The 25906-nt window shown below is 68.7% G+C and carries 21 protein-coding genes; 6 read left to right on the forward strand and 15 right to left on the reverse strand.

Annotated features, from left to right (window positions below):
• Nucleotides 1–7: 7 nt before the first annotated feature.
• The 6 genes from G3M62_RS16800 to G3M62_RS16825 form a co-directional block, all read right to left on the reverse strand.
• Nucleotides 8–604 (reverse strand): DNA-3-methyladenine glycosylase, encoded by a 597-nt coding sequence (locus G3M62_RS16800; protein WP_246263305.1) that lies wholly within the window; start codon nt 602–604, stop codon nt 8–10.
• Complete coding sequence (locus G3M62_RS16805; RefSeq protein WP_165188968.1) at nt 601–981, reverse strand: nuclear transport factor 2 family protein; 381 nt, start codon at nt 979–981, stop codon at nt 601–603. Before G3M62_RS16805 ends, G3M62_RS16800 begins: the two co-directional genes overlap by 4 nt.
• Before the next feature lies 1 nt (nt 982).
• Nucleotides 983–2398 carry an efflux transporter outer membrane subunit gene (locus tag G3M62_RS16810; RefSeq protein ID WP_165188970.1) on the reverse strand — a complete coding sequence of 472 codons (1416 nt, stop codon included), beginning with the start codon at nt 2396–2398 and terminating at the stop codon, nt 983–985.
• Nucleotides 2391–3479: an HlyD family secretion protein gene (locus G3M62_RS16815; RefSeq protein WP_165188972.1), complete on the reverse strand. Its 1089-nt coding sequence runs from the start codon at nt 3477–3479 to the stop codon at nt 2391–2393. The genes G3M62_RS16810 and G3M62_RS16815 overlap by 8 nt, the downstream gene beginning before the upstream one ends.
• A gap of 94 nt (nt 3480–3573) precedes the next feature.
• Nucleotides 3574–5184 (reverse strand): MFS transporter, encoded by a 1611-nt coding sequence (locus G3M62_RS16820; protein WP_165188974.1) that lies wholly within the window; start codon nt 5182–5184, stop codon nt 3574–3576.
• 116 nt (nt 5185–5300) lie between these two features.
• Nucleotides 5301–6224 (reverse strand): LysR family transcriptional regulator, encoded by a 924-nt coding sequence (locus tag G3M62_RS16825; RefSeq protein ID WP_165188976.1) that lies wholly within the window; start codon nt 6222–6224, stop codon nt 5301–5303.
• Nucleotides 6225–6608: 384 nt separating this feature from the next.
• On the opposite strand from G3M62_RS16825, the gene G3M62_RS16830 reads away from it, so the two are divergent.
• From G3M62_RS16830 to G3M62_RS16855, 6 genes are all read left to right on the forward strand, one after another.
• A complete protein-coding gene (locus G3M62_RS16830; protein ID WP_165188978.1) occupies nt 6609–10037 on the forward strand; it encodes a response regulator in 3429 nt (1142 codons plus the stop codon).
• Nucleotides 10038–10046: 9 nt separating this feature from the next.
• Nucleotides 10047–10871, forward strand: a complete 825-nt coding sequence (locus tag G3M62_RS16835; protein WP_165188980.1) for a CheR family methyltransferase — start codon at nt 10047–10049, stop codon at nt 10869–10871.
• The gene (locus G3M62_RS16840; protein ID WP_165188982.1) at nt 10868–11443 is read left to right on the forward strand and encodes a chemotaxis protein CheB; all 576 of its coding nucleotides are present in this window, start codon (nt 10868–10870) and stop codon (nt 11441–11443) included. Before G3M62_RS16835 ends, G3M62_RS16840 begins: the two co-directional genes overlap by 4 nt.
• Nucleotides 11440–12600 (forward strand): hybrid sensor histidine kinase/response regulator, encoded by a 1161-nt coding sequence (locus G3M62_RS16845; protein ID WP_165188984.1) that lies wholly within the window; start codon nt 11440–11442, stop codon nt 12598–12600. The genes G3M62_RS16840 and G3M62_RS16845 overlap by 4 nt, the downstream gene beginning before the upstream one ends.
• A 94-nt stretch (nt 12601–12694) precedes the next feature.
• A complete protein-coding gene (locus tag G3M62_RS16850) occupies nt 12695–14686 on the forward strand; it encodes a hybrid sensor histidine kinase/response regulator (RefSeq protein WP_165188986.1) in 1992 nt (663 codons plus the stop codon).
• Nucleotides 14687–14701: 15 nt separating this feature from the next.
• Nucleotides 14702–16474 carry a methyl-accepting chemotaxis protein gene (locus G3M62_RS16855; protein ID WP_165188988.1) on the forward strand — a complete coding sequence of 591 codons (1773 nt, stop codon included), beginning with the start codon at nt 14702–14704 and terminating at the stop codon, nt 16472–16474.
• A gap of 29 nt (nt 16475–16503) precedes the next feature.
• Here the strand turns inward: G3M62_RS16855 and G3M62_RS16860 are convergent, their stop codons facing one another.
• The 9 genes from G3M62_RS16860 to G3M62_RS16900 are packed head-to-tail and all read right to left on the reverse strand — an operon-like array spanning nt 16504 to nt 25730.
• Entirely contained in the window at nt 16504–17619 is a 1116-nt protein-coding gene (locus G3M62_RS16860; protein ID WP_205691877.1) for a protein-glutamate methylesterase/protein-glutamine glutaminase, read from the reverse strand.
• Between the two features lie 5 nt (nt 17620–17624).
• Complete coding sequence (locus G3M62_RS16865; protein ID WP_165188990.1) at nt 17625–18479, reverse strand: CheR family methyltransferase; 855 nt, start codon at nt 18477–18479, stop codon at nt 17625–17627.
• A 23-nt stretch (nt 18480–18502) separates the two neighbouring features.
• Nucleotides 18503–18988 carry a chemotaxis protein CheW gene (locus tag G3M62_RS16870; protein ID WP_165188992.1) on the reverse strand — a complete coding sequence of 162 codons (486 nt, stop codon included), beginning with the start codon at nt 18986–18988 and terminating at the stop codon, nt 18503–18505.
• Nucleotides 18988–20781 carry a methyl-accepting chemotaxis protein gene (locus G3M62_RS16875; protein WP_165188994.1) on the reverse strand — a complete coding sequence of 598 codons (1794 nt, stop codon included), beginning with the start codon at nt 20779–20781 and terminating at the stop codon, nt 18988–18990. The genes G3M62_RS16870 and G3M62_RS16875 overlap by 1 nt, the downstream gene beginning before the upstream one ends.
• A 52-nt stretch (nt 20782–20833) precedes the next feature.
• The gene (locus tag G3M62_RS16880; RefSeq protein WP_165188996.1) at nt 20834–22516 is read right to left on the reverse strand and encodes a methyl-accepting chemotaxis protein; all 1683 of its coding nucleotides are present in this window, start codon (nt 22514–22516) and stop codon (nt 20834–20836) included.
• Between the two features lie 19 nt (nt 22517–22535).
• Complete coding sequence (locus G3M62_RS16885) at nt 22536–23063, reverse strand: chemotaxis protein CheW (RefSeq protein ID WP_165188998.1); 528 nt, start codon at nt 23061–23063, stop codon at nt 22536–22538.
• Nucleotides 23063–25045 carry a chemotaxis protein CheA gene (locus G3M62_RS16890; RefSeq protein WP_165189000.1) on the reverse strand — a complete coding sequence of 661 codons (1983 nt, stop codon included), beginning with the start codon at nt 25043–25045 and terminating at the stop codon, nt 23063–23065. The genes G3M62_RS16885 and G3M62_RS16890 overlap by 1 nt, the downstream gene beginning before the upstream one ends.
• Nucleotides 25042–25407 carry a response regulator gene (locus G3M62_RS16895; protein WP_029908153.1) on the reverse strand — a complete coding sequence of 122 codons (366 nt, stop codon included), beginning with the start codon at nt 25405–25407 and terminating at the stop codon, nt 25042–25044. Before G3M62_RS16895 ends, G3M62_RS16890 begins: the two co-directional genes overlap by 4 nt.
• Nucleotides 25404–25730, reverse strand: a complete 327-nt coding sequence (locus G3M62_RS16900) for an STAS domain-containing protein (RefSeq protein WP_165189002.1) — start codon at nt 25728–25730, stop codon at nt 25404–25406. Before G3M62_RS16900 ends, G3M62_RS16895 begins: the two co-directional genes overlap by 4 nt.
• Nucleotides 25731–25906: the final 176 nt, after the last annotated feature.

The following is a 25906-nucleotide window of genomic DNA, read 5'->3' on the forward strand; positions in this document are numbered from 1 at the left end:
TCTCGATCTAGACGTTGAGCGACTTCGGACCGCTGACGAACCGGTTGCCGCGAACATAGAACCGCAGGGGCCGGTCCGCGTCCCGCGTGAGCCCGATCCGCACGCCCTGCCCGATGTCGCCGGGTTCGCCATCGCCTTGAGCCAGCCACAACGGCCCCTTCTGGCAAAGGTCCAGACCGTTGGCCCATGGTCCGATCTCCAGCGCCTGGGCCAGTCGCCCCGGCCCTCGCGCCAAGTCGCGCAACTGATCGGTCCCGCGATTGCGCTGCATGATCGCCACGCCCTCCAGCGGTTCCAGCGCCCGGATCAACACGCCCGCCCCGATCCCGGCCGCCTCGCTCGAGACGTTCAGCATGTAGGACGTGCCGTAGTTCAGATAGATGTAGGCGTGCCCGGGTTCGAGAAACAGCGACCGGGTTCTTGGCGTCATGCCCCGGAACGTGTGCCCGGCCGCGTCGCCGACGATATAGGCCTCGGTCTCGACGATGCGGCCGCTGAGCACGCCCTCGGACGTCTCGCGCACCACCGCCTTGCCGATCAGGAAGCGAGCCATGGCGGCCGTGTCGACGGGCAGCTCCGAGCGCGCCAGCGGGACGAACTTCAACGCGTCAGCTCCACCCATTGCGCGCGCGACGCGCCCGGCTCGAACGGATCGCCGAAATACTGGGTCTCACGGGCAACCTGCCCGTCGAGGAACTCCATGACGCTGACGGTATAGGACGGCCGGCCGTCATAGGTCAGGACCAGCTCCGTCACCCACAGATCGCCTGCGCCCACGATCCGTCGAACCGTGAAGCGCTTCTGGCTGGGCTGCGCGGCGCGGGACGACTGGATCCCTCGCCGCCCATGGATGCGCTCGCCCGACTGCGGATAGTCCAGCACCGCGTCCTCGCGGTAGATCGCGTGTTCCGCCTCCAGGTCGCCCGCATCGGAGGCGGCCCAATGACGGTCCAGAGCCCTTCGAACGTCCTGGTCTTCCATCTCAACCTCCCTGCCCTTCCCGCCAGCCGCCGCCCAGGGCGCGCACCAGAGCCAGGTCCAGGATGAAGCGACGCGCCTCCAGGGTCGAGACCGCGCGTCGCGTGGCCAGCATCCGGCCCTCGGCGACCAGCACGGCCGTGAAGTCGGTCGCTCCTCCGGTGTAGCGACGCTTGGCCAGCCGCCAACCGCTCGTCGCGGCTTCCTCGGCCTCGCGGCTGTCGGCCAGCCGCTGTTCAAGGGCGCGCTGTGAGGTGACGGCGTCGGCCATCTCCTCCAGCGCCTGGTTCAGGGTCCCGTCGTAGGCGCCGATCGCGGCGTCATAGTCGGCGCGCGCGACCTTGAAACCCGCCTGACGCCGTCCACCGTCGAAGATCGGCAGACCAAGGACAGCGCCGGCAGATCCCAGGTTGGATCCCGCATCGGCGAGGTTCCCAATCCCCAGCGACTGAACGCCGATCAACCCCACCAGATTGACGTTCGGATAGAAGGCCGCGTGGGCGACGTCGATCCGCTCCGACGCCGCCTCGGCCCGCCAGCGGGCGGCCACGAGGTCCGGACGTCGTGCGATCAGGGCGGTCGGTAGGTCGGCGGGCAGACCCAGGCTGCGCAAGGCGGTGACCTGGGGCCTGGCGATCGACGCGGCGCGATCCGGCGTCTGGCCCATCAGCGAAGCCAGGCGCAGCCGGGTCAGGGCGATCTGTTCGTCGACCGCCTCCAACTCAGCGCGGGCCAGCGGCGGCCCGACCTGCGCCTGCCGAAGCTCGGCCTCGGAATCGTAACCGCCTTCGGTCCGTCGACGGACCAGGGCGAGGGTCTGTTCCCGGACACCCACGGTGGAGGCCAGGACGTCGCGATCGGCGAACAATCGCGCCAGGTCCGCATAGGCCGCCGCGATCGAGGTCGACACGATCAGACGCGCCGCCGCCGCGTCGGCCTTGGCGGCGGCTTCCTCGGAGGTAGCCGCCGCGATCGAGGCGCGGGTCTTGCCCCAGAGGTCGAGCTCGTAGCTGAAGTCCAGCGTCGCTCGCCCGGTGTCGTTCCAGCCGTGCAGCGCCGCCGGCGTCGGCAGGCCGGTGTTGTAGCTGGGCTTGGACTCGGCGGCGGCGGCGTTGGCCGAGACGCTCGGTTGTTGGGCTGCGCCAGCCAGCCCCACCAGGGCCGAAGCGCGCCGCAACCGGGCCTGGGCCACCGCGATGGTCGGCGCGTCCTGGAGGCCGGTTGCGATCAAGCCGGTCAGTTGCGGATCGCCATAGCCCGTCCACCAGTCCTCGGTCGGCCAATCGGCGACCGGGCCGGTGAACAGCTGCTGTTGGCCGACCACCTTGACGACCGGCTTGGGGCCGAGGTCGGGCGCGGCGCAGGCCGAGGCCAGCAGCGCCCCGACCAGGGTGACGGCGGTGAGAACGGGGCTACGCATGGCCGCCTCTCGTCCCGCAGCGGAAGCCGCCGAACAGGGCCGTGAGCCCCGAGGCCTTGCCCGAGACGTGGGAGCCGACGGCGATCCTGGGCTCGACCGACATGCCGGAACCCAGCCGGTCCAGGCCCGGCTGGCGGGCGTCGAACAGGATCCGCACCGGAAAGCGGCGAACGATCTTGGTGAAGTTGCCCGTCGCGTTGTCGGGTGGGATCACCGAGAACTCCGAGCCGGACGCCGCCGACAGGCTTTCCACCGTGCCGCAGAAGACCTGGTCATTGGCGGCGTCGACCCGGATCTGCACCCGGTCGCCGGCCCGGATCCGCGAGATTTGAGTCTCGCGCAGGTTCGCCTCGATCCACAGCGCTCGCGTCGGGGCCACGGCCATCAGCCGGGTTCCGACCCCGACATACTCGCCCAGCCGCACGTTGCGCGCGGCCACCAGCCCCTCGCGTGGCGCGGTGATCGTCGTGCTGTCCAGATCGTTCCGGGCCTTGAAGAGCTTAGCCTGCGCGCCCTGTTGGGCCGCGAGATTGGCCTGGCGTTGCGCGTCCAGGACCGCCAGTTGGCGGCGCGCGAAGGCGGCCTGGGCCACCGACTGGGTCACGCCCGACCGGGCGCGCACCTCGTCGGCCGTCGACTGCTCGAAGACCGAGCGGCTGACCGCGCCGTCACTGACCAGGTCCTTGGCGCGCGCGAAGTCCGATCGCGCCCGCTGGGCTTGGGCGTTGGCCGAGGCCACGACGGCGTCGGCGACCTCGATCTGGGCCAGCTGCAGCTGGAACTGGGCGTCGATCTGCAGGTTCGCGGCCTTCTGCTGGGCCAGGGCGGCCTCGGCGTCGGCGACGGCGGCCTGGTAGTCGCGCGGGTCGATCCGCGCCAGAACCTGTCCGGGCGCGACCCGGCGGTTGTTCTCGGTCGCGACCTCGACGACGTAGCCGGGAACCTTGGTCGCCACGAAGGTCAGGTCGCCGCGCACATAGGCGTTGTCGGTGGCCTCGAACGGGCTGATCCGATGCCACAGGCCATAGCCGGCGGCGACGGCGATGCTCAGGGCGGCGACCGAGGCGGTGGCGATGGCCACGCGCCGGCCGGTTCCCGTGGGAGCCGGCGGCGGCTCTGGCGGGGACGGCGGAGGCGGCGGGGGTTGGGCGCGGGCGCTCATGGCGAGGTCCTTCTCAAGCGCGGGTCTTGTCGGGAATTTGTGCGGGAACGGCGGGCAGGCGCGGCAGCGCCCAGACGAGGATGGCGGCCAGCAGCAGTCCGGCCGCGATGACGGCGAAGGCGTCGCCGAAGCCCTGGGCGAAGGCCTGGCCCGACGTGGCGCGCGCCAGACTGGCGACGCTGGCCCGTTGAGCGGCGGCGGGATCGGGGATCCAGTTGGCGAAGGCCCCCGCCTGGACGGCCAGCCGCTGGCTGACGTCGCCGTCGAGGAGGTTCAGGCTCTCGCCCAAGCGGGCGGAGTGGAACTTCTCGCGCTCGACCAGGGTGTGGCTGGCGGCCGCAACGCCGACGGCGAGGCCAAACACGCGGGCGTAGTTGAAGGCGATGCCCACGGTCGGGCCCTGGGTCGGCGGATGGACCTCGAAGGTGGCGAACCGCAACAGAGCGACGCCGACGAACGCCTGGCCGACACCGATCAACACCAGCAGTCCGAACAGCTCCGGCGCGGCCCAGTCGGACGACAGAAACGCCGCCCGGGCGGCGGCTAGGGCGAAGCTGGCCAGGCCGAGCGACAGGCTCAGGCGCGGATCGAACCGGCAGACGGTCCACCAGGCCACGGGGCCGGCGACCAGGGTGGCGACGGCCAGCGGCAGCAGCAACGGCCCCAGCTGTTCGACGCGATAGCCTTGCAGCCGGACCAGATATTGCGGCGCGACGACGATCCCGAACATCAGGCCGAAGCGAAAGAACAGCTGGAAGATCAGCGCCCAGCCCAGGGTGGGCTTGGCGATGACGTCCAGCCGGAGCAGCGGCGGCGACGCTTGCGGGATGAGCCTGAGGGCCAGGACGAGGCCAAGGGTCCCGCAGGCCAGCGTCGCGGTGACCCACCAGGCCTCGAACCAGAAATGACGCTCGCCCTCGCTGACGCCGATGACCAGTAGGCCCAGCGCCAGCGACAGCAGGCCATAGCCGCTCCAGTCGGTCGCGCGCAGACGCCGGGGGTCGCCGCGCTCGCCCGGCAGGACCAGGAACGCCAGGGCGGTATAGAGCAGACCCGCCAGGGCCTGTCCCCAGAACAGGGCGCGCCAGCCTCCCAACTCGATCAGCCAGGCCGCGACGCCCGCCGCCAGGCCCAGGCCCGCAGACGACGCCAGCGAGAAGACGGCCAGCCCCGCGACCTGGGCGCGGCCGCGCAGCGGACTGGTCATCACCAGCAACATCATGAAGGTCGGCAGCACGCCGCCGAACACACCCTGGACGAGACGGGCGGCGATCGCCCAATCCAGCCCCGGGGCGAAGGCGACGGCCAGGCTGCTGATCACGAACCCGGCCCCAGCGACCCGCATGGCGACGCCGCGCCCGAAGGCCCCGGCGGTGATCATCAGCAGCGGCTGGCCCAGGATCTGGCCGACATTGTAGACCGTGACCAGCCAGGCGGTGTCGTCGGCGCTGGCCGACAGCCCGCCGCCGATGTCGCCCAGCGAGAAGATCACGCTGATCGGAAACAGTCCGCCCATCAGCGCCCCGAAGGCCGAAAGGGCCAGGGCGCTGATGGGCGCGCGCGACGAGGCGGCCGGCGACGACAGGCCTGGTGCGGCTCTAGCGGGGACTTGGCGCGCGGGCATGTCGAACTCCGAGACCTCGTGGCGACGCTGCACAGGTACTGGGCTTCGACAGGCGGGATTAGCCGGCCACGGCGTACTTCACTGTTCCAGAAATCGCGCCAATCAATCTTGAAGGATTAGATCGCGGGTCCTGAAATCTGATCCTCGTCTCCCAGACGCCGGCGCAGGAAGTCGATCAGCACCCGCACCCGCGCCGGCCGCGCCTTGGCCGGGGGCGTCAGGGCGTGGATCGGTATGGCGGCCACGGTCCAGTCGGGAAGAACCGTCTCCAGCGTCCCGTTCGCCAACTCCCGGCGTACGAAGAGCTCGGGCTGGGCGGACAGGGCCAGGCCGGCGGTCAGGGTCGGGATGCAGGCGGCGGCGTTGTTGAAGCGATAGGCCGCTTCGACGCGCACCAAGCGTTCGCCCTCGTGCGGATGATGCAGACGCCAATCCAGCGGCTGGGGCAGCTGGGTGAAGACGATCACCGGCAGGCGCGCGAGGTCCTCGGGCTTTTCCGGGCGACCGTGACGCTCGAAGAAGGCCGGGGCGCCGATGATCGAGGTTCGCAACGACACCAGGCGCGTGACCCTCAGGCTGGAGTCGGCGATCGCGCCAGGCTTGATCGCCATGTCGAAACCCGCCGCGATCAGGTCGACCGGCTCGTCGGTGATGTGGAAATCCAGATCGATCTCGGGATAGAGCGTGAAGAAGTCCGGCAGCAACGGCGCCAGCGCCCGCACGCCGAAGGCCGCCGAGCAGGCCAGGCGGACCGGACCGCGCGGGATGGCCGCCTCCTCCAGGATCTCCGCCTCCATCGCCGCTCCGTCATCGAGAATGCGCGCCGCCCGGCCCAGGGCGGCGCGGCCGCTTTCGGTCAGCGACAGCTTGCGCGTGGTCCGGGTCAGCAGCGTGGTCCGTAGGCGCGTTTCCAGCCGCGTGACCGCCCGCGAGACCGTCGCCTTGGTCAGGCCCAGCTCTCGGGCCGCGTCAGAGAACGAGCCACACTCGGCGACCTTGGAGAAGATCGCCCACGCCTCGAAATCGGGAAGTTGCTGCATCCGACGCTTCCTGAAACGGTCGATGAAACGGGCCACGACCGACAATGACGAGCGGATCGACCGCCCCGGCATGCCGTTCACGGTAAATCACCCGGAACCTTTACCATCGCTCGCCGTTAGAAGCTCCGCGTGATGGGGCGCGCGGTCGGGGGTGTCGGGTGGTTCGGGCGTATTTCGTGTGGCTTGGCTTGAGCGGAAAAAACCTTCGGTCATCTGAAGATGAACGGTTGCCCCGGCTCGCGGATATGACCGATAGCCTGACGGCCCGCGCGCCAATCCGCCCCATCTCGCCCATCCCGTGCGAGCGCTGACCCCTTCAAGACCGCCTGCTTCCCGGCCGCGACCGGGCGGGCGGGATCGAAAAACTCCGACTTCGAGAATCTCATGTCCCTGATCGAACCTCGTCGCGCGTCCTCCTCCCGGACGAAAGTGGAGTTATGGACAACGATCGGGCTGGCGCTCGTGCTCGCCTTCTTTCTGGTCAGCGGGGTCACGGCCTATCGCAACATCGAGGTGCTGCGCAGCGACAGCGAAAAGATCTGGCACACGCACGAGGTGCTGATCTCGCTGGACGAGCTCCTCTCCACCACCCAGGACGCCGAGACCGGCCAGCGCGGCTACCTGCTGACCGGCAATGATCGCTACCTGGAACCCTATCAGCGCGCGGTCACAGCCGCCGCGTCGCGCGTCGAGACCGTCGCCTCGCTGACCAAGGACAACCCGGTGCAGCAGGCCAATATCGGCCCGCTCAAGCGACACCTGGACGCCAAGCTCGGCGAGTTGGCGGAAACCATCGCCTTGCGACGCGACCAGGGCGCTCAAGCCGCGCTGGCCGTCGTCGCCACCGACCGCGGCAAGGTCGAGATGGACGCGATCCGCACCCAGCTCGAGGTCATGCGCCAGGAGGAAAACCGCCTGCGCGACATCCGCCTGGCCGAGATGGACGCCGCCTACAAGTCAGCCCTGACCAGCGGCGTGCTGTCGGGCCTGCTCGGCGCGGCCCTGACGATCGCGGTGTTCGTCCTGATCCGTCGCAGCACCCAGGCTCGCGCTCGCGAGGAATGGCTGCAATCGGGCCAGGTCGGCCTGTCGGTCGCGATGATGGGCGACAAGTCGGTCGAGGAACTGAGCGACAGCATCCTGGCCTTCCTGGCGCAGTATCTGGGCTTCCAGGCCGGCGCGCTGTTCAAGGGTGAAAAGGGTCACTTCCACCGCGCCGCGGCCCTGGGCATTCCGGCCGACGCCGACGTGACCGTCCGCTTCGACCTCAAGGAAGGCTTGCTGGGCAAGGCCGCGGCCGACGGGCTGGCGACGATCATCCGCGACGTGCCCGACGGCTACCTGACGATCGGCTCGGGCCTGGGCCGCGACAAGCCAAGGCACCTGGTCATCGTCCCGACCCATGCCGACGATCTGGTCAACGCCGTGATCGAGCTGGGCTTCCTGCATCCCGTCGACGATCTGGTTCTCGACCTGCTGAACCAGGCCTCGGCCTCGATCGGCATCGCCCTGCGCTCGGCGCGCTATCGGTCCGAACTGCAGGACGTACTGGAGGAAACCCAGCGCCAGGCCGAAGAACTGCAGGTGCAGAGCGAAGAGCTGCGGGTCTCCAACGAGGAGTTGGAGGAGCAAGGCCGGGCGCTCAAGGAGTCGCAGACGCGGCTTGAGCAGCAGCAGGTCGAGCTGGAGCAGACCAACAGCCAGTTGGAAGAGCAGGCCCAGACCCTGGAGACCCAGCGCGACGAGCTGGAGAAAACCGGCGCCGCCGTGGCCCTGAAGGCGCGCGAACTGGAGCAGGCCAGCCAGTACAAATCCGACTTCCTGGCCAACATGTCCCACGAGCTGCGCACGCCGCTCAATTCGCTGCTGATCCTGTCCAAGCTGCTGGGCGACAATCCGGACGGCAACCTTTCGGGCGAGCAGGTCAAGTTCGCCCAGACCATTCAGTCGTCGGGCAATGACCTGCTGACCCTGATCAACGACATCCTCGACCTGTCGAAGATCGAGGCGGGCCACATCGAGGTTCGCCCCGAGAGCGTTCCGCTGCAGCGACTGACGGGCGACCTCCGCCAGCTGTTCCAGCCGGTGGCCGACGAACGCAACCTGGATTTCGAGATTGTCGTCGCGGAAAACTGCCCGGCTCTGGTCGAAACCGATCGCCAGCGCCTGGAGCAGATCCTCAAGAACCTGCTGTCGAACGCCTTCAAGTTCACCGAGAGCGGCGGCGTTCGCCTGGCCGTCACGCCGGCCGCCAACGACAGCCTGGCCTTCGCCGTCACCGACACCGGCATCGGCATCCCGCGCGAAAAGCAGGAAAGCATCTTCGAGGCCTTCCGCCAGGCCGACGGCACCATCAGCCGCAAGTACGGCGGCACAGGCCTTGGCCTGTCGATCTCGCGCGAGCTGTCGCGTCTGCTGGGCGGGGCGATCACGCTGCGGAGCCAGGCCGGCGAAGGCAGCACCTTCACCGTCACCGTGCCGCGCACCTACGACCCGGCGCGCGTGGGCCCTCGCGAACAATCGTCTCCCATCGACGCTGCGCCCTCCCCGACGCCGGCACGCGCGAAGCGGTCAAAGCCCGCGCCCACCCTGGTCGAGGACGATCGCGACAAGCTGACCGGCGGCCGCCGTGTGCTGCTGGTCATCGAGGACGACGACAAGTTCGCCAGCATCGTGCGTGACCTCTCCCACGAGCTGGGCTTCGAATGCCTGGTGGCCGGCACCGCCGAGGACGCCCTCAAGCTGGCCCGGAAGTTCAAGCCCAGCGCCGTGGTGCTGGACGTGGGCCTGCCGGATGAATCGGGCCTGATGGTCCTGGACCGCCTCAAGCGCGACGACACCACCCGGCACATCCCGATCCACGTCATCTCGGCCGCCGACCACAGCCAGACCGCCCTGTCGCTGGGCGCGATCGGCTACATGATCAAGCCGGTCAAGCGCGACGACCTGGCCGAGGTGCTCAAGACGCTGCAGTCGAAACTGACCAGCACGGTGCGGCGGGTCCTGATCGTGGAGGACGACGAGGTCCAGCGCGACGCCGTCGGCAAGCTGCTGTCCTCGGGCGACGTCGAGACGGTCGGCGTCGGCACGGCGGCCGAATGTCTGGAGCAGCTCAAGCAGCAGACCTTCGACTGCATGGTCCTGGACCTGTCGCTGCCGGACGCCTCGGGCTTCTCCCTGCTGGAGACGCTCAGCCAGGACGGTGATCACGCCTTCCCGCCGGTCATCGTCTACACCGGCCACGACCTGTCGGCGGACGACGAGCAGCGGCTGCGCCGCTATTCCAGCTCGATCATCATCAAGGGCGCCAAGTCTCCCGAGCGCCTGCTGGACGAGGTCTCGCTGTTCCTGCACCAGGTGGTGTCGGAACTACCGCCCGAGCAGCAGAAGATGATCCAGAAGGCGCGCAATCGCGACGCCGTCCTGGAGGGCCGGCGCGTGCTGATCGTCGAAGACGACATCCGCAACGTCTATTCCCTGACCAACGTGCTGGAGCCGCGCGGCGCCGTCATCGAGATCGCCCGCAACGGCCGCGAAGCGATCGAGGCCCTGGCCCGCTCGGCCGAGGATCCGTCGCGCGCCGTCGACCTGGTGTTGATGGACGTGATGATGCCGGTCATGGACGGCCTGGCGGCGACGCGCGAGATCCGCGACGATCCCAAGTGGTCCAAGCTGCCGATCCTGATGCTGACGGCCAAGGCCATGCCCGACGACCAGGAGCGCTGTCTCGCCGCCGGCGCCAGCGACTACATGGCCAAACCCATCGACGTGGACAAGCTGCTCTCGCTCGTCCGGGTCTGGATGCCCAGGTAGGCATGATCCGTGTCCGAGAAGATTGAAGACCTCGAGATCCAGCTCCTTCTGGAGGCGCTCTTCCAGCGCTACCACTATGACTTCCGCCACTATGCGCGGGCGTCGATCAAACGACGCCTGATCCAGGCGCGCGACCAGCTGGGCTTCGCCAGCATCTCGGCGTTGCAGGATCGCGTCCTGCACGACCCGGCCATGCTGCCGCGCCTGCTCGACTATCTGACCGTGCAGGTCAGCGAGATGTTCCGCGACCCGACCTACTTCCGGGCGCTGCGGGAAAAGGTGCTGCCGCACCTGCGGACCTATCCGTCCCTGAAGGTGTGGATCGCCGGCAGCAGCGCCGGCGAGGAGCTCTACTCGCTGGCCATCCTGTTTCGCGAGGAAGGCCTCTACGATCGGACGCTGTTCTATGCGACCGACATCAATCCCGAGGCCCTGAGGGCCGCCGAGGCCGGCGCCTATCCGATCGACCGGATCCGGAAGTTCACCGAGAACCACCAGAAGTCCGGTGGCCGCTCGTCGCTGTCGGACTACTACACGGCCGCCTACGGCCGGGCGGTGTTCGACAAGACCTTGCGCGACCGCGTGGTGTTCTCGGACCACAGCCTGGTGACCGACGCCGTCTTCGCCGAGATGCACCTGATCTCGTGCCGCAACGTGATGATCTATTTCGATCGGGCGCTGCAGGACCGGGCCATCGGCCTGTTCCGCGACTCCCTGGCCCGCAAGGGGTTCCTGGGCCTGGGCTCGAAGGAGAGCCTGCGCTTCTCGGCCCACGCCACGGGCTTCTCCGACTTCGTGCCGGAAGAGAAGATCTATCAAAGGCGCGAGCTGTGAGCCGGCGCCCCATCAAGGCGGTGGCGATCGGCGCCTCGGCCGGCGCGGTCCAGGCGCTGCAGGCCATCCTGCCGCGCCTGCCCGTCGGCTATCCCCTCCCCGTGGTGGTGGTCGTGCACGTGCCCTCGGACCGTTCCAACGTCCTGCTGCCGCTGTTCCAGGCCAAGTGCCGGATCACGGTCAAGGAGGCCGAGGACAAGGAGCCCGTGGTCGGCGGCGTGATCTATTTCGCGCCCTCGGACTATCACGTGCTCATCGAGGCGGACGGCGCCTTCGCCCTGTCGTCCGACGAGGCGGTGAACTATTCCCGCCCCTCCATCGACGTCCTGTTCGAGAGCGCCGCCGACGCCTATGGCCCAGGCCTGGTCGGCGTCATCCTGACCGGCGCCAACCACGACGGCGCGGCCGGTCTCAAGGCGATCGTCGACGCCGGTGGCATGGCGATCGTCGAGAACCCCGTCGGGGCCTATGCGTCGGCCATGCCCGAAGCGGCGATCGAGGCCAGTTCGGCCGCCACCATCATGAACCTGGATGCGATCGCATCATACTTGTCGAGTTTGGGGACCGCATGATGATCGCGGAAAAGCCGATCAACTTCCTCCTCGTCGATGACCTCGAAGAGAACCTGCTGGCGCTCGAGGCGCTGCTGCAGCGGGAGGGTCTGACCTGTCTGAAGGCGCGGTCCGGCGAGGAAGCGCTCGAGCTGCTGCTGATGCACGACGTCGCGCTGGCGCTGCTCGACGTCCAGATGCCCGGCATGAACGGCTTCGAACTGGCCGAGTTCATGCGCGGCAACGTCCGCACCAGCCGCGTGCCGATCATCTTCGTGACCGCCGGCGCCTCCAGCAACCAGCGCCGCTTCCGAGGCTACGAGGCCGGCGCGGTCGACTTCATCCAGAAGCCGATCGAAGCCCACGTGCTGCGCAGCAAGGCCAACGTGTTCTTCGACCTGTACAAGCAGCGCCAGCAGCTCGAACTTCAGCGCGACGAGCTGGAAGCCGCGGCCCAGGCCCTGCGGCGGGCCGATCGCCACAAGGACAGCTTCCTGGCGGTGCTGGCCCACGAACTGCGCAACCCCGTCGCGGCGCTGAGCGGCGGCCTGCACCTGCTGGGCAAGGACATCCCGCCGGAACGCGCCAGCGACATCCGCACGCGCATGGACCGGATGCTGACCCACCTCTCGCACCTGGTCGACGACCTGCTCGACGTTTCGCGGGTCAACCAGGGCAAGATCTCGCTGAAGAAGGAGCGGCTCGACCTGGGCGAAATCCTTCGCTCGGCGATCGAGGCCAGCCAGCACAATATCGACGCCGGCGGCCACCAGTTCACGATCCAGATTCCCGACGAGGCGATCTGGCTGGACGCCGATCACACCCGCCTGGCCCAGGTCGTGTCCAACCTGCTCAACAACGCGGCCAAGTACACGCCGTCGGGCGGCCAGGTCTCGCTGTCGGTGACGACCCACGGCGACGCGGCGGTGATCACGGTCTCGGACACCGGCGTCGGCATCCCGCCGGAGATGCAGTCGGGCATCTTCGAGATCTTCGCCCAGGTCGAGGACCACCTGACCAAGGCCCAGGGCGGCCTTGGCATCGGACTGGCCCTGGTCAAGCAACTGGTCGCGCTGCACGGCGGTTCGATCGAGGTGGAAAGCGCGGGCCAGGACATGGGCAGCACCTTCAGCGTCAGGATCCCCATCGCCGACCAGCCTGGCCAGGACGCCGCTTAAGAGTCTTTTCAACCAAGCATGACCTTATGGCGCTCCGGGTCGCCTGTCAGTGGACAGCGCGACCCGACAGTCAGCCAGAAAGGCCCCGCGAGCCGTGCACGGCCAGTCCTCCAGCGATCAGAGCGTCGGCTACGGCGCCCTCGACATCCTGGACGCCAGCCAGGACTGCGCCTGGATCCTGCGGCTGGACGGCTCCATCGAGCACGCCAATCGCCGCGCCCGGGCGATGTTCCCCGCCGGTCCCGCCGACCTCGCCAACTGGCGCGAGATCTGGCCCGAGGAAAGCCGCTTCTCGCTCGACCGCTCGTTCAATATCGCCGTGACCGGACAGGTCGCCCGCTTCCGCGCCTTCCTCGGCGCGGCGCAGCACACCCGCGCCTATTGCGACACGACCATCTCGCCCATCGTGGATCGGGCGGGCCAGGCGATCCGCCTGCTGGCGACCGCCCGCGACGTGACCCAGACCGTCGAGACCCAGGGCTTCCTGCGGACGGTCATCCAGCTCCTGCCCTCGCCCCTGACGGTGAAGAACGTCGAGGACGGCCGCTACGTGCTGATCAACCGCGCGGCCGAGGACGCGCTGGGCGTGGTCGCCGACGAAGCCATGGGCCGGACAGCCGCCGAGGTCCTGTCGCCCGAGATCGCCGCCCAGTCGGCGCAGATCGAGGCCAAGGTCCTGCGGTCCGGCGAGATGCAGCTGTCGGAAGACGCGCTGGGCGTCGGCGCCGACGGCCTGCCGCGCTATTTCACGACCAAGACCCTGGCCACCTATGACGACGTCGGCGCGCGCCACCTGATCACCCTGGGCGAGGACGTCACGGCCCGCCGGTCGGCCGCCGCCTCGCTGCGCGCCGCCCTGGAACAGGCCGAACACGCCAGCCAGGCCAAGACCGCCTTCCTGGCCAATATGAGCCACGAGATCCGCACGCCGCTGAACGGCATCGTCGCCGGCGCGGACCTGCTGGCCAAGAGCGCGCTCGATCCGCGCGCGCGGGAGCTGGTCGAGATCATCCTCAATTCCGGTCGCGGTCTGGAGCGGCTGCTGTCCGACATTCTCGACCTGGTGCGCGTCGAGGCCGGCCAGGTGGCCGTCGAAAACGGCGCGTTCCACCTGGGCGACATGGCCCGCTCGGTCGCTGCCCTGTGCGCCCTGCGCGCCGAGGAAAAGGGAGTCGCCCTGGAGGCCCATGTTTCGGCGGGCGCCGACGTCATGGTGACCGGCGACGGCGCCCGGCTGCGCCAGGTGCTGACCAACCTGCTCAGCAACGCCGTGAAGTTCACCGACCGCGGCCAGGTCACGCTGGACGCGATCCTCGACGCCGACGGCCGGGCGCGGTTCTCGGTGTCCGACACCGGGATCGGCTTCGACGCGGCCGAGAAGGCGCGGATCTTCGACCGCTTCCAGCAGGCCGACGCCTCGTTCACGCGCCGGTTCGGCGGCGCGGGCCTGGGCCTGGCGATCTCGCGCGAGCTGGTCGAACTGATGGGCGGCGCCCTGGAGTGCGACAGCGCGCCGGGCCAGGGGTCGACCTTCTGGTTCACCCTGCCCCTCCCCGTCCATCACGCGGCGCCGGCCGAGACCGCCGCCGACTGCGCGGCCGAGGGGCCCGACACGCCCCGCGTGCTGGTCGCCGACGACCATCCGACCAACCGCAAGATCGTCGAGCTGATGCTGGCCGAGGTGGCCGAGATCTTCACCGCCGAGAACGGCCGCGAGGCCGTCGACGTCTACAGGGTCGCCGCGCCCGACCTGATCCTGATGGACATGCAGATGCCGGTCATGGACGGGCTGGACGCGGTTCGCGAGATCCGGGCGCGCGAGGCGGCGTCGGGCGCGGGCCGCACGCCGATCATCATGCTGACCCAATGCGCGCCCCGAGCACGTCCGCGCCAGCCGCGAGGCCGGCGCCGACCTGCACCTGGAAAAGCCGATCACCAGCGCCATGCTGTTCGCCGCCATCGGCCAGGCGTTCGAGGCGGCCCAGTGCCTGCCCGAAGCCGCCGTCGCCGAAGCCTGAATCGGAAAAACACGCCCCGATCTTTACCCCGCCTTCGCACATCCTCCGGCATAGTGCGGCCAGCGTAAACATCCGGCGATTTCATGGCCTTAGCGTCTTCCTCCGCGGCTTTCGCGACGCCCTACCAGGCCTCCTCCCAGGCTGGTGGCGGCGCGCGGATCGGCGCGCGCCTCGAAGCCGCCCGTCAGGTGGTGGAAACCCGCTTTCTCGAAGCCGGCGACGTGCTGTCGCGCGCCGTCGACGGCGTCGGCTCGCTGATCGCCGCCCTGGACGCCATCCGCGCCAATCTCGACGCCGAGACCGTCGCCGCGACCACCGGCGAACTGGTCCAGGCGGCCGAAACCCTGAAATCCCTGCCCGACAGCCTGGACGCCCGCCGCGACCGCGTGGGCGAACTGGTCAAGTTCAGCGACGGCCTGGGCGGCCGCATCGGCGAGATGCGCCAGCACCTGGCCTATCTCCGGGTCTTCGCGATCAACATCAAGATCACCTCCGGCGGCATCGCCGCGGCCGGCCCCGAATTCGCGATCTTCGCCCAGGAGATCTACGACTGCATCGAGATGGGCGGCGCCCAGCTGGACGCGCTGAACAACGACCTGATGGGTCTGGACCACACCCTGCGCGGCGCCCTGGCGCATGAGCAGACCCTGGCCAAGAACTGCGCCACCCTGCTGCCGGCCGTGCCCGACGCCCTGACGGCCAGCGCGGCCGCCATCGCCGATCATCACGCCCGCATCGCCAGCGTCGCCGTCACCGTCGCCGCCCTGGCGCGCGACGTCCAGAAGAAGGTCGGCGGCGGCCTGGCCGCCCTGCAGGTCGGCGACAGCACCCGCCAGCGGATCGAGCACGTGCAGGCCGGGCTGACGTTCCTGGACGAGGCGGGCGAGATCGCCGCCTTGCCGGCCGAACCGCGCGAGCGCGCCCACGCCTTCGTGCACCGCCTGCTGGGCGCTCAATTGGTCGCGATGGGCGAGGACTTCCATCGCGAGGTCGCCCGCATCAATGACAGCGTGATCGGCATGGCCGCCGACGCGACGGAACTGCTGCGCCTGCGCGACCTGGCTTCGGGCCAGGGCGACGGGACCGAGGCCAACTTCCTGCGCAATCTGGAAGGCAATGTCGGCCAGGCCCTGGGGCTGGTGGGCGACATGACCGCCGGCGAACGCGCCGCCGAAGAGGTCAGCCGCTCGGCCGCCGTCTCGGCCCGTGAACTGACCGAGCGCATCGCCGGCATCCAGAACATCCGCGCCGACGTGCAGATGATGGCCCTGAACACCACGTTGAAGTGCGCCCGTATCGGCGAGACCGGCAAGCCGCTGGGCGTCATCGCCGTTGAACTGCGCGCCCACGCCATCCACCTGGAAAAGTCCGCCGCCGAGACCACCAGCTCGCTAGAAGGCCTGTTCAGCGCCGCCGAGGCCCTGGGCCAGCGCGACGTCAGCCATGACGGCGAGGACGGCAAGGCCGCGGCCGCCGCCACGGTGCTGAGCGGCGCCGTCGCCCGGATCGGCAAGGCCGGCGACGGGGTCGACAGCGCCCTGGACGCCGTGGCCCGCCAAGGCGCGGACGTCGTCGACATGCTGCGCCGCGCCGCCGAGCGCTGCGACCTCCACACCCAGATCGGCTCGGTGCTGGACGCCGCCGCCAACCAGCTTCTGGACATGGCGGGCGACGACGAAATCTTCGCCGACGACATCGCCCCGGCCCTGCACCCCCTGCTGGCCAAGCTGGCCAAGCAGTACACCATGGCCCGCGAGCGCGAGGTTCATCGCGCGTTGACCGAGGCTCTCGGCGAAGCGGTCGTGACCGAGGTCGTCGCGACGCCGGTCGCGGACGAGGACGACGTGCTGTTCTGATCCGTTGCGACGGAGGGGCGTCTCCTGCCCTACCTGTTCGCCGCCCGCAGCACTTCGGTCGTCAGGTTGTGCAGCGGAACCACGCGGTCCACGCAGCCCAGGGCGATGGCTTCCTTGGGCATGCCGAACACCACCGAGGTGGCCTCGTCCTGCGCCAGGGTGAAGGCGCCGGCCTGCTTCATTTCGGCCATGCCGCGCGCGCCGTCGTCGCCCATGCCGGTCATGATCACGCCCACCGCGTTCGAGCCCGCCGAACGGGTGGCCGAGCGGAACAGCACGTCGACCGACGGCCGGTGGCGCGAGACCAGCGGACCGTCCTTGACCGAGACGTAGTAGCGGGCGCCGCTGCGCTCCAGCAGGGTGTGCTTGTTGCCGGGCGCGATCAGCACCCGGCCGCGCCGCACGGTGTCGCCGTCCTCGGCTTCCTTGACCTCGACCGCGCACAGCCCGTCCAGCCGCTTGGCGAACGAAGCGGTGAACTTCTCGGGCATGTGCTGGACGATGACCATGCCCGGCGAGTCCGGCGGCAGGGCTTCCAGCAGGACCCGCAGGGCCTCGGTGCCGCCAGTCGAGGCGCCGACGCAGACGATGCTTTCGGTGGTGCGCGCCATGGCCCTAGCCGCCCCGCCCTTTGGCGCTGGCGGCGGCGGCAGCATGGCGTCGGCGGTCAGCTTCTTCTCCGGCTCGTGCGCCGGACGGGCGAACTGGGGGACCGGCCGCTTGGACCCGGCCAGCTTGGCGCCGGCGGCGGCCTTCACCGCGTCGCAGATGCGGATCTTGGATTCCATCAGATGGTCGGCCACGCCCATCTTCGGCTTCAGAATGATGTCGACCGCCCCGGCCTCCAGGGCCTGCAGCAGGGTCTCCGACCCCGCCTCGGTCAGGGATGAGCACATCACCACCGGGATCGGCTTCTGGGCCATCAGCTTGCGCAGGAAGGTGATGCCGTCCATGCGCGGCATCTCGACGTCCAGCGTGATGACGTCGGGGATTTCCTCGGCGATCTTGCGGGCGGCGACGAACGGATCCGACGCCACGCCGATCACCTCGATCTGCGGATCGGACTCCAGCACCGCCGCCAGGGTCTGACGGACCGTCGCCGAGTCGTCGATGATCAGAACGCGGACTTTTCGGCCCAAGGGCATGGCGACTACCGCTTCTGGAATACGGTGTTGGCGATCTGGACGACGGGCAAGTCGATGCCGACGATGGATTCCGAATGGCCCAGGAACAGATACCCGCCAGGCGCCAGATGGTTGCACAGCCGGTTCAGAACCTTGGCCTGGGTGACCTTGTCGAAATAGATCAGGATGTTGCGGCAGAAGATGATGTCGAGGTCGGTGTCGACCGGATAGGCCTCGTCCATCAGGTTCAGGCGGGCGAAGGCCAGCTTGGCGCGCAGGCGCGGCGTGATCCGGACCTGGCCGGTGCTGCGGTCCTTGGCGCGCATCACATAGCGCTGGCGGCGATCCATCGAGACCGGCTCGATCATCTGCTCGCTGAAGATGCCCGCGACGGCCTGGTCCAGCACCTCGGTGCAGATGTCGGTGCACAGGACGGAATAGTCGACGCCCCGGCGCTTTTCACAGAACTCGTCCATGACCATGGCGATGGTGTAGGGCTCCGCGCCCGTCGAGCAGGCCGAGCTCCAGATCTTGATCTCGCGCCGGCCGGCGGCCGCCAGGGCGGCCAGGCCCTTCTTGGCCATGAAGTCGAAATGGGCCGGCTCGCGGAAGAACTCGGTCTTGTTGGTGGTCACCGCGTCGATCAGGTGGATGACCTCGGCGGTCATGCCGTCGTCTTCGAACAGATACCGGCAGTAGTCATTAACGTTACCGATGCGCGTGGCTCGCATGCGGCGGCGCAGACGGCCCTCCAGCATGGTGCGCTTGTTGGCCGGCATCTTGATGCCGCTGTAGCCGTGGATGAACTCGGCCAGGCGGCGGAAGTTCTTTTCGCTCAGTTGTTCGGCCGGCGGAGGGGCCTGGAGAGCTTGAGTCGACACGAAGGTCCTTCCGTCCGGAACGTTTAGGCGGCTTGGGCGATGACAGCGACGTCCTGGCTGGTCAGCAGGCGCGGCAGGTCGAAGATCACGACGAAGCCGCCCTTGCCGGCGGCGTTATCCCGGCGCACCACGCCCTGGATGTAGTCCGAACGCCACGGCACGCCGATGTCCGGCGCGGTCTCGATCTGCTCGGCGGCCACGGTGATCACTTCGATCACCCGGTCGGCGACCAGGCCCAGCGACAGCACGCGGTCGGCCAGCGGCACGTCCAGCACCAGCACTCGGGTGGCGATGGTCGGCTCGGCGCGCGGCAGGCCCAGCTTGATCCGCAGGTCGATGGTCGGGGTGCCCCTGCCCCGCACGTCGGTCAGGCCCAGCAGGTAGGCCGGTCCCTCAGGGATGGCGAACGGCGCCTGGTAGTCGAGGATCTCGCGGACGAAGGCCACCGAGACGGCGAACACCTCGTCGCCGAGCGCCAGGGTGACATAGGCGGTTTCAGATGTGGCCATCACGCATAGTCCCTGAAATCGGCGTCGGTGGCGTCGGGCCCGCCGTTGGTCAGGTCCAGAGCGAAACCGCTGACGCGAGCCTGCTGGGCCGCCACGGTGCGCGCCGGCGCGGCGGCCTTGCGGACCGTCGGCGCGGGCGAACGCTTGGCGGCGGCGCGAACCGCCGGCTTGCGAGCCGAACCGACGCTGTCGGTGCGGAAGTAGGCGATCGAGGTCTGAAGCTCCTCGGCCTGTGCGGCCAGTTCTTCCGAGGTCGCCGACATCTCCTCGGAGGCGCTGGCGTTCTGCTGGGTGACCTTGTCCAGTTGCTGGATCGCCTCGTTGATCTGCGAAGCGCCGATGTCCTGCTCGCGGCAGGCGGCGCTGATCTCGGCGACCAGTTCGGCGGTCTTGCGGATGTTGGGCACCAGGCTGGTCAGCATTTCGCCGGCCGACTGGGCGGCTTTCACCGTATCCGACGACACGGCGCCGATCTCGGTGGCGGCGGTCTGGCTGCGCTCGGCCAGCTTGCGGACTTCCGAAGCGACCACCGCGAAACCACGACCGTGCTCGCCGGCCCGGGCGGCTTCCACCGCCGCGTTCAGGGCCAGCAGGTCGGTCTGGCGGGCGATTTCCTGGACGATGGTGATCTTCTCGGCGATCGTCTGCATGGCGCTGACGGCGCGGTTGACCGCTTCACCCGAAACCTCGGCGTCCTTGGCCGACTGGCGGGCGATCTTCTCGGTCTGGGCGGCGTTGTCGGCGTTCTGCTTGATGTTGGCGGCCATCTCTTCCATCGAGGCCGAGGCCTCTTCGGCCGACGAGGCCTGCTCGGTGGCGCCTTGCGACACCTGCTCCGAGGCCGCCGACAGCTCCTGCGAGCCGGCCGAGACGTTCTCCGAGGCCGAGATGGCGTCGGCCACCACGCCCTGCAGGCGCTCCACCATCCGGGCCAGGGCCAGGCCCAGGGTGTCCTTGTCCGACAGCGGGGTGGGCTGCACCGTCAGGTCGCCGTCGGCGACGCGGTCGGCCAGGGCGGCGGTGGCGCGCAGATTGGCGGTCATGGTGTTGACGGTGTCGACCAGGTCCTTGATCTCGTCATTGCTGGTCACCGTGACCTGCTGGTCGAGATCGCCAAGCGCCACGGCGCCGGCCAGGGCGGAGATCTTGCCCAGGCCCCGGCTGATGTTCAGCGAGATCCAGACGGCGGCGCCGGCGGCCACGAGCACGGCGACCAGCGATAGGCCGATCAGGATCGCCCGGATCCGGGCGTAGTCGGCGTCGGCCTTGTCGATCGAGGCCTGCAGTTGGTTCTCCGACAGTTCGACCAAGCCCTCGACGTGATCGCTGGTGTCGGCGACCAGCTGGTGCGACTCGCCGGCCGACAGCGCCTGGGCCTCGGCCTTGCGGCCTTGGTCGATCAGCTCGCGCAGGTGGTCGTCGACCGCCTGGAACCGCTCCCAGGTCCGGCCCAGGGCTTCCCACTTCGGCTTGCCCTCGACGGTGGCCTTTTCCTTGGTCTTGTTCAGCAGGTCCTCGAAGGCCTGCCGATCGTCGTCGATCTTGGTCTCCAGCGCCTTGGACTGCTCGCCGGACTCCGCCGCCATCAAACTCTTTTCCGACCGCACGATGTCCAGCAGGTGGATGTTGAGCTGCTGGGCGGCCTTCAGGCGCGCGGTGGGACCCGACACCAGCGCGTTCATCTCGCTGTTGGACGTCGCCAGGGCGTTGATGCCGAACAGCGATGTGCCGGCCAGCAGGAGGATCAGACCTCCGAAGGCCAGGGCGAGTTTCAGTTTGATGGTCAGGCGCACGGTGGTCGCTCCGAAGGAGACTTAAGGGTGGTCAGGTCGAGGAACGCCGTCCTCAGGCATAGTCGCGGAAGTCGGCGTCGGCGGCGTCGGGGCCGCCATTGGTCAGGTCCAGGGCGAAGCCGCTGACGCGGGCCTGCTGGGCGGCCACGGTCGAACGGGCCGGCGCGGCGACCTTGCGGGCGACCGGAGCTGGGGCGCGCTTGGGGGCCGCGGCGCGAACCGGCTTGCGCGCGGCGCCGCCGGAGGCGTCGGTGCGGAAGTAGGCGATCGAGGTCTGCAGCTCCTCGGCCTGGGCCGCCAGTTCCTCGGAGGTCGCCGACATCTCTTCCGAGGCGCTGGCGTTCTGCTGGGTGACCTTGTCCAGTTGCTGGATGGCTTCGTTGATCTGCGAAGCGCCGATGTCCTGTTCGCGGCAGGCGGCGCTGATCTCGGCCACCAGTTCGGCGGTCTTGCGGATGTTGGGCACCAGGCTGGTCAGCATCTCGCCGGCCGACTGGGCGGCCTTGACGGTGTCGGTGGAGACCGCGCCGATTTCGGTGGCGGCGGTTTGCGACCGCTCGGCCAGCTTGCGGACTTCCGAGGCGACCACCGCGAAGCCTCGGCCGTGCTCGCCGGCCCGGGCCGCTTCGACGGCCGCGTTCAGGGCCAGCAGATCGGTCTGGCGCGCGATTTCCTGGACGATGGTGATCTTCTCGGCGATCGTCTGCATGGCGCTGACGGCGCGATTGACCGCTTCACCCGAAACCTCGGCGTCCTTGGCCGACTGGCGGGCGATCTTCTCGGTCTGGGCGGCGTTGTCGGCGTTCTGCTTGATGTTGGCGGCCATTTCTTCCATCGAGGCCGAGGCCTCTTCGGCCGACGAGGCCTGCTCGGTGGCGCCTTGCGACACCTGCTCCGAGGCCGCCGACAGCTCCTGCGAGCCGGCCGAGACGTTCTCCGAGGCCGAGATGGCGTCGGCCACCACGCCCTGCAGGCGCTCGATCATGATGTTCACGTGACCCAGCAGGTCGCCGATCTCGTCGCGGGTGGTGATGGCGACCGTCTTGGTCAGATCGCCGTCGGCCACGGTCTGCACGGCGTCGGACGCGCGCTTGAGGCCTTTGCTGACCGTCATGGAGATGTAGACGGCGGCGCCGGCCGCCATCAGCAGCGAGACGACGGTCAGACCCAGCATCCAGTTGCGGACGTCGGCGAAGTCGGCGTCGGCCTTGTCGGTGGCGGCGTCCATCTGGGCCTTCGACAGGTCGACCAGTTCCTGCACCTGGGCGCTGGCCTCGGTCACCGCCTTGCGGCCGTCGCCCATCGACAGGGCGGCCGCTTCGGCGTCGTGGTTCTCGATGGCCAGGTCATAGACCCGCTCGTGCACCTCGATCATCCGATCCCAGGCCGCGCCCAGCGACTGCCACTTGGGCTTGCCTTCGGCCGTGGACAGGCTCTCGGCCTTGGTCAGCAGGGCCTGGAAAGCAGCCTGCTCCTTGTTGATCGTCGTCTCGTAGGACTTCACATCTTCGACCGAGTTGACCAGCACCATGTTCTTCTCGGCCCGCACCACGTTGAGCATGTGGATGTTGAGCTGCTGGGCGGCGGCCAGGCGAACGGCGGGGCCGTCGACCATCGCGTTCATGTCGCGATTGGTCGATCCCAGGCTGGTGATCCCGAAGGACGTGACAACCAGCAGGAGCGCGATGATCAGGCCGAAAGCCAGACCCAGTTGCAGTTTGATCGTGAAACGCATGGGAAGGTCTCCGGCGCGGTCAGCGTTGCGAGGCGGTGATGGGGGTGATCGAGGCCGACGAGCGGCCCTTGGCGGCGAAAATCTGTTCGAGGTCGGGGATGACGATCAGGTCGCCCCCGCGCCGCGCGAGGCGGCGGATGAAGTCCTGGCGCCAGCTCATGCCGACGCGCGGGGCGTCTTCGGTGGTGTCGTGAGTGATCGAGGTGACCTCGTGCACCTTGTCGGCTCGCAGGCCGATCAGCGTGGGCTCGCCGTCCAGTTCGTGCTCGATGACCACGATGCGGCTGTCGATGGTGGGCGCGGCGGCGTCCATGTCGAAAGCCAGGCGCAGGTCGACCAGCGGCACGACCCGGCCGCGGAAATTGATCACCGCCCCGACGAAGGGCGCCGAGCCGGGCACGACGGTTTCGGGCAGCAGGTCCAGGACCTCGCGCACCATTCCCGCCTCGAGGGCGAAGGTCTCGCCCTGCAGGTCGAAGGTCAGGGCTTCGATCGCGGCTTCGGCTTCGATGCTCGAGGCCTGAATGCTCATGGATTGCGTGCTCATCAGCTGGCCGCCCGCAGTTGGGCGTCGGACCGTTGGCCGGCGGCGACGAGATGGGCGATGTCGAGGATCAGGGCGACGCCGCCGTCGCCCAGGATGGTCGCGCCCGAAAAGGTCCCGACATCGGCGTGGAAGCTCGACAGCGGCTTGATGACGGTCTGGTGGTCGCCGAGGATCTGGTCGACGACCAGGCCCACCCGCTCCTGCCCGACCGCGACCACCACCACCTTCTGGTGCGGATCGGGGGCCAGGCCCGTGGCGAACAACGAACGCAGGCGGATGAAGGGCACCAGTTGATCACGCAGGGTGATCAGGCTGCGACCGGTCGAGCGCATGTCCTGCTCGACCGACAGCTCGACGCATTCCTCGACGGCCGACAGCGGGATGACGTAGCGACCGGTCCCGACCCGCACCAGCAGGCCGTCGATGATCGCCAGGGTCAGGGGGATGCGCAGCGAGACCACCGAGCCTTCGCCCGGCGTGCTGGACAGTTCGATCGAACCGCGCAGACCTTCGATGGTGCGCTTGACCACGTCCATGCCGACGCCGCGACCCGACAGGTTGGTGATCGCCGCCGCGGTCGAGAAGCCGGGGGCGAAGATCAGTTGCAGCAGGTCGCTGTCGCTCAGCACCTGGCCGGGCTGGATCAGGCCGTTCTCCTCGGCCTTGGCGCGGACCCGGGCGCGGTCGACGCCACGGCCGTCGTCGGTGATGGTGATCACCACCTCGGCGCCGGACTGGCGGGCGGCCAGGACGATGTTGCCGGTCGCGGACTTGCCGGCGGCCAGGCGCTGTTCGGGGGTTTCAAGGCCGTGGTCGGCGGAATTGCGGATCAGGTGGATCAGCGGATCGGCCAGGCGCTCGATCACCGTCTTGTCCAGCTCGGTGGCCTCGCCCTCGGTCGACAGCTCGATGGTCTTGCCGGTGTCGCGAGCCAGGTCATGGATCAGGCGGCGGAAGCGGCCGAACAGCTGGGCGATTGGCACCATGCGCACGACCATCATGGTGTCGCGCATTTCCGAAGCCAGGCGCTCGATCTCCTCGGCGACGGCGCGCAGGGCGATATCGCTGCTGGAAGCGGCCAGTTGCTTGAGGCGCGACTGGGCGATGACCAGTTCGCCCACGCGGTCCATCATCTCGTCGAGGCGCTCGGCCGGCACGCGGACGGTGTCGCCCCCGGCCTTGCGACCTTCGCCGGCGGCGGGGGCCTCGTCCTTGGCCGGAGCGGCGATCGGGGCGGCGGCGCTCGGCGCGGCTTCGACGACGGCCTTCTCGACAACGGCGGCTTCGACCGAAGCCTCGCCGACCGCCTGGATGTCCAGGGTCATGTCGTCGATCACGAAGATGAAGACGTCCTCGATCGCGTCGCGGCCATGCTTGGTGACCAGGGTCACGTCCCAGGCCAGGTGGCACTCGCTGGCGACCAGGATGTCGAAATCGGGGATGTTGTCGGTGACGGCGGTCACCTGGCAGTCGCCCAGCTCGCGCAGCTCGTCCAGCAGCGGCAGCGGCCGGGTGCCGTTGACCAGGGCGTCGGCCGGCAGGCTGAACCGCACGCGCCAGGTGTTGAGGTCGGGCTCGGCGGCGGCGACCTCGGCGGACGAGGCCTGGCCGGCGCTTTCGACGACACGGTGCAGTTCGGCCAGGAGCATTTCGCCGGTCGCTTCCGACGCGGCGCCCCCCTCGGCCAGGGCGCGCATGTGGTCCTGACAGGCCAGGACGGCGCCGACCAACTCGGAGGTGGCGGCGACCTCGCCCTTGCGGACGCGGTCGAAGGCGGTTTCGCAGTGGTGGGTGAAGGCGGCCAGGGCGTCAAAACCGAACATGGCCCCAGACCCTTTCAGGGTGTGGAGCCCGCGGAACACCGCATCGACCAGATCCCGGTCGCCCGGACGATGAGCCAGATCGAGCAGGCCCTGCTCGATCTCCTCGAACAGCTCCTGGGCTTCCTGGCGGAAGATCTCGACGGGATCCTGGCCGCTCATTTGGCCAGGACCTTCTTGACGACCCGTACCAGTTGCTCGGGATCGAAGGGCTTGGTCAGCCAGCCGGTCGCGCCGGCGGCCTTGGCCTGGGCCTTGATCTCGGCGTCGGATTCCGTGGTCAGGAACAGGATCGGCACGCCCGCGCCGGCCGGTCGCTGGCGCAGTTCGCGGATCATCTGCAGTCCGTCCATGACCGGCATGTTCAGGTCGGTGACGATCAGGTCGAAGCCGCCGGCCGAACCCTTGTCCAGGCCGTCCTGGCCGTTCACCGCCTCGGTGACGGCGTAGCCTTCGCCGCTCAGGGCGATCTTGATCGCCTGACGGATGCTGGCGGAATCGTCGACGGTGAGGATCGAAGTCATTGGGCGGCCCCTTGCAGCCAGAACTGCGCACGCTGGGAGTTTTCGTTGTCGAGGAAGCCGCCGCGTCGCAGCACTTCCAGTACTGCGCCGTCGGCGGGGTGACGCAGAGTAAGGTCACGCCCAGTCTCGGCCGCCTTCCGACGAGCGGACTCAAGCAACTGAACGAAGGTCAGGTCGATTTCGGCCACGCCATCGATGTCCACGACGACAGGACCGTCCTGTCGCAGGGCGGCTCCCAGCTCTTCGTGAGCTTGAACAATATTGGAAACCGTCAGATCACCGACAAAGGTGATCAGGTTGTGTTCGACGCCTGCCAATAACATCAGCCCCCGCTGGAAAGTAAGTATCGGCGTTATGCGAAATCTTTTCTAAATGTAACCTTGTGGGAGGCGAATTAAATTACGGTAAACGGGACAACCTCTGGGGGAGCGGCAATTTGTCTCGTTCCCGGTGCGCCATTGGCCGACGCCCTCCCGCCCCTCGAAGCGAATACAACCCA

The sequence above is a fragment of the Caulobacter soli genome (assembly GCF_011045195.1).
GTDB lineage: Bacteria > Pseudomonadota > Alphaproteobacteria > Caulobacterales > Caulobacteraceae > Caulobacter > Caulobacter soli.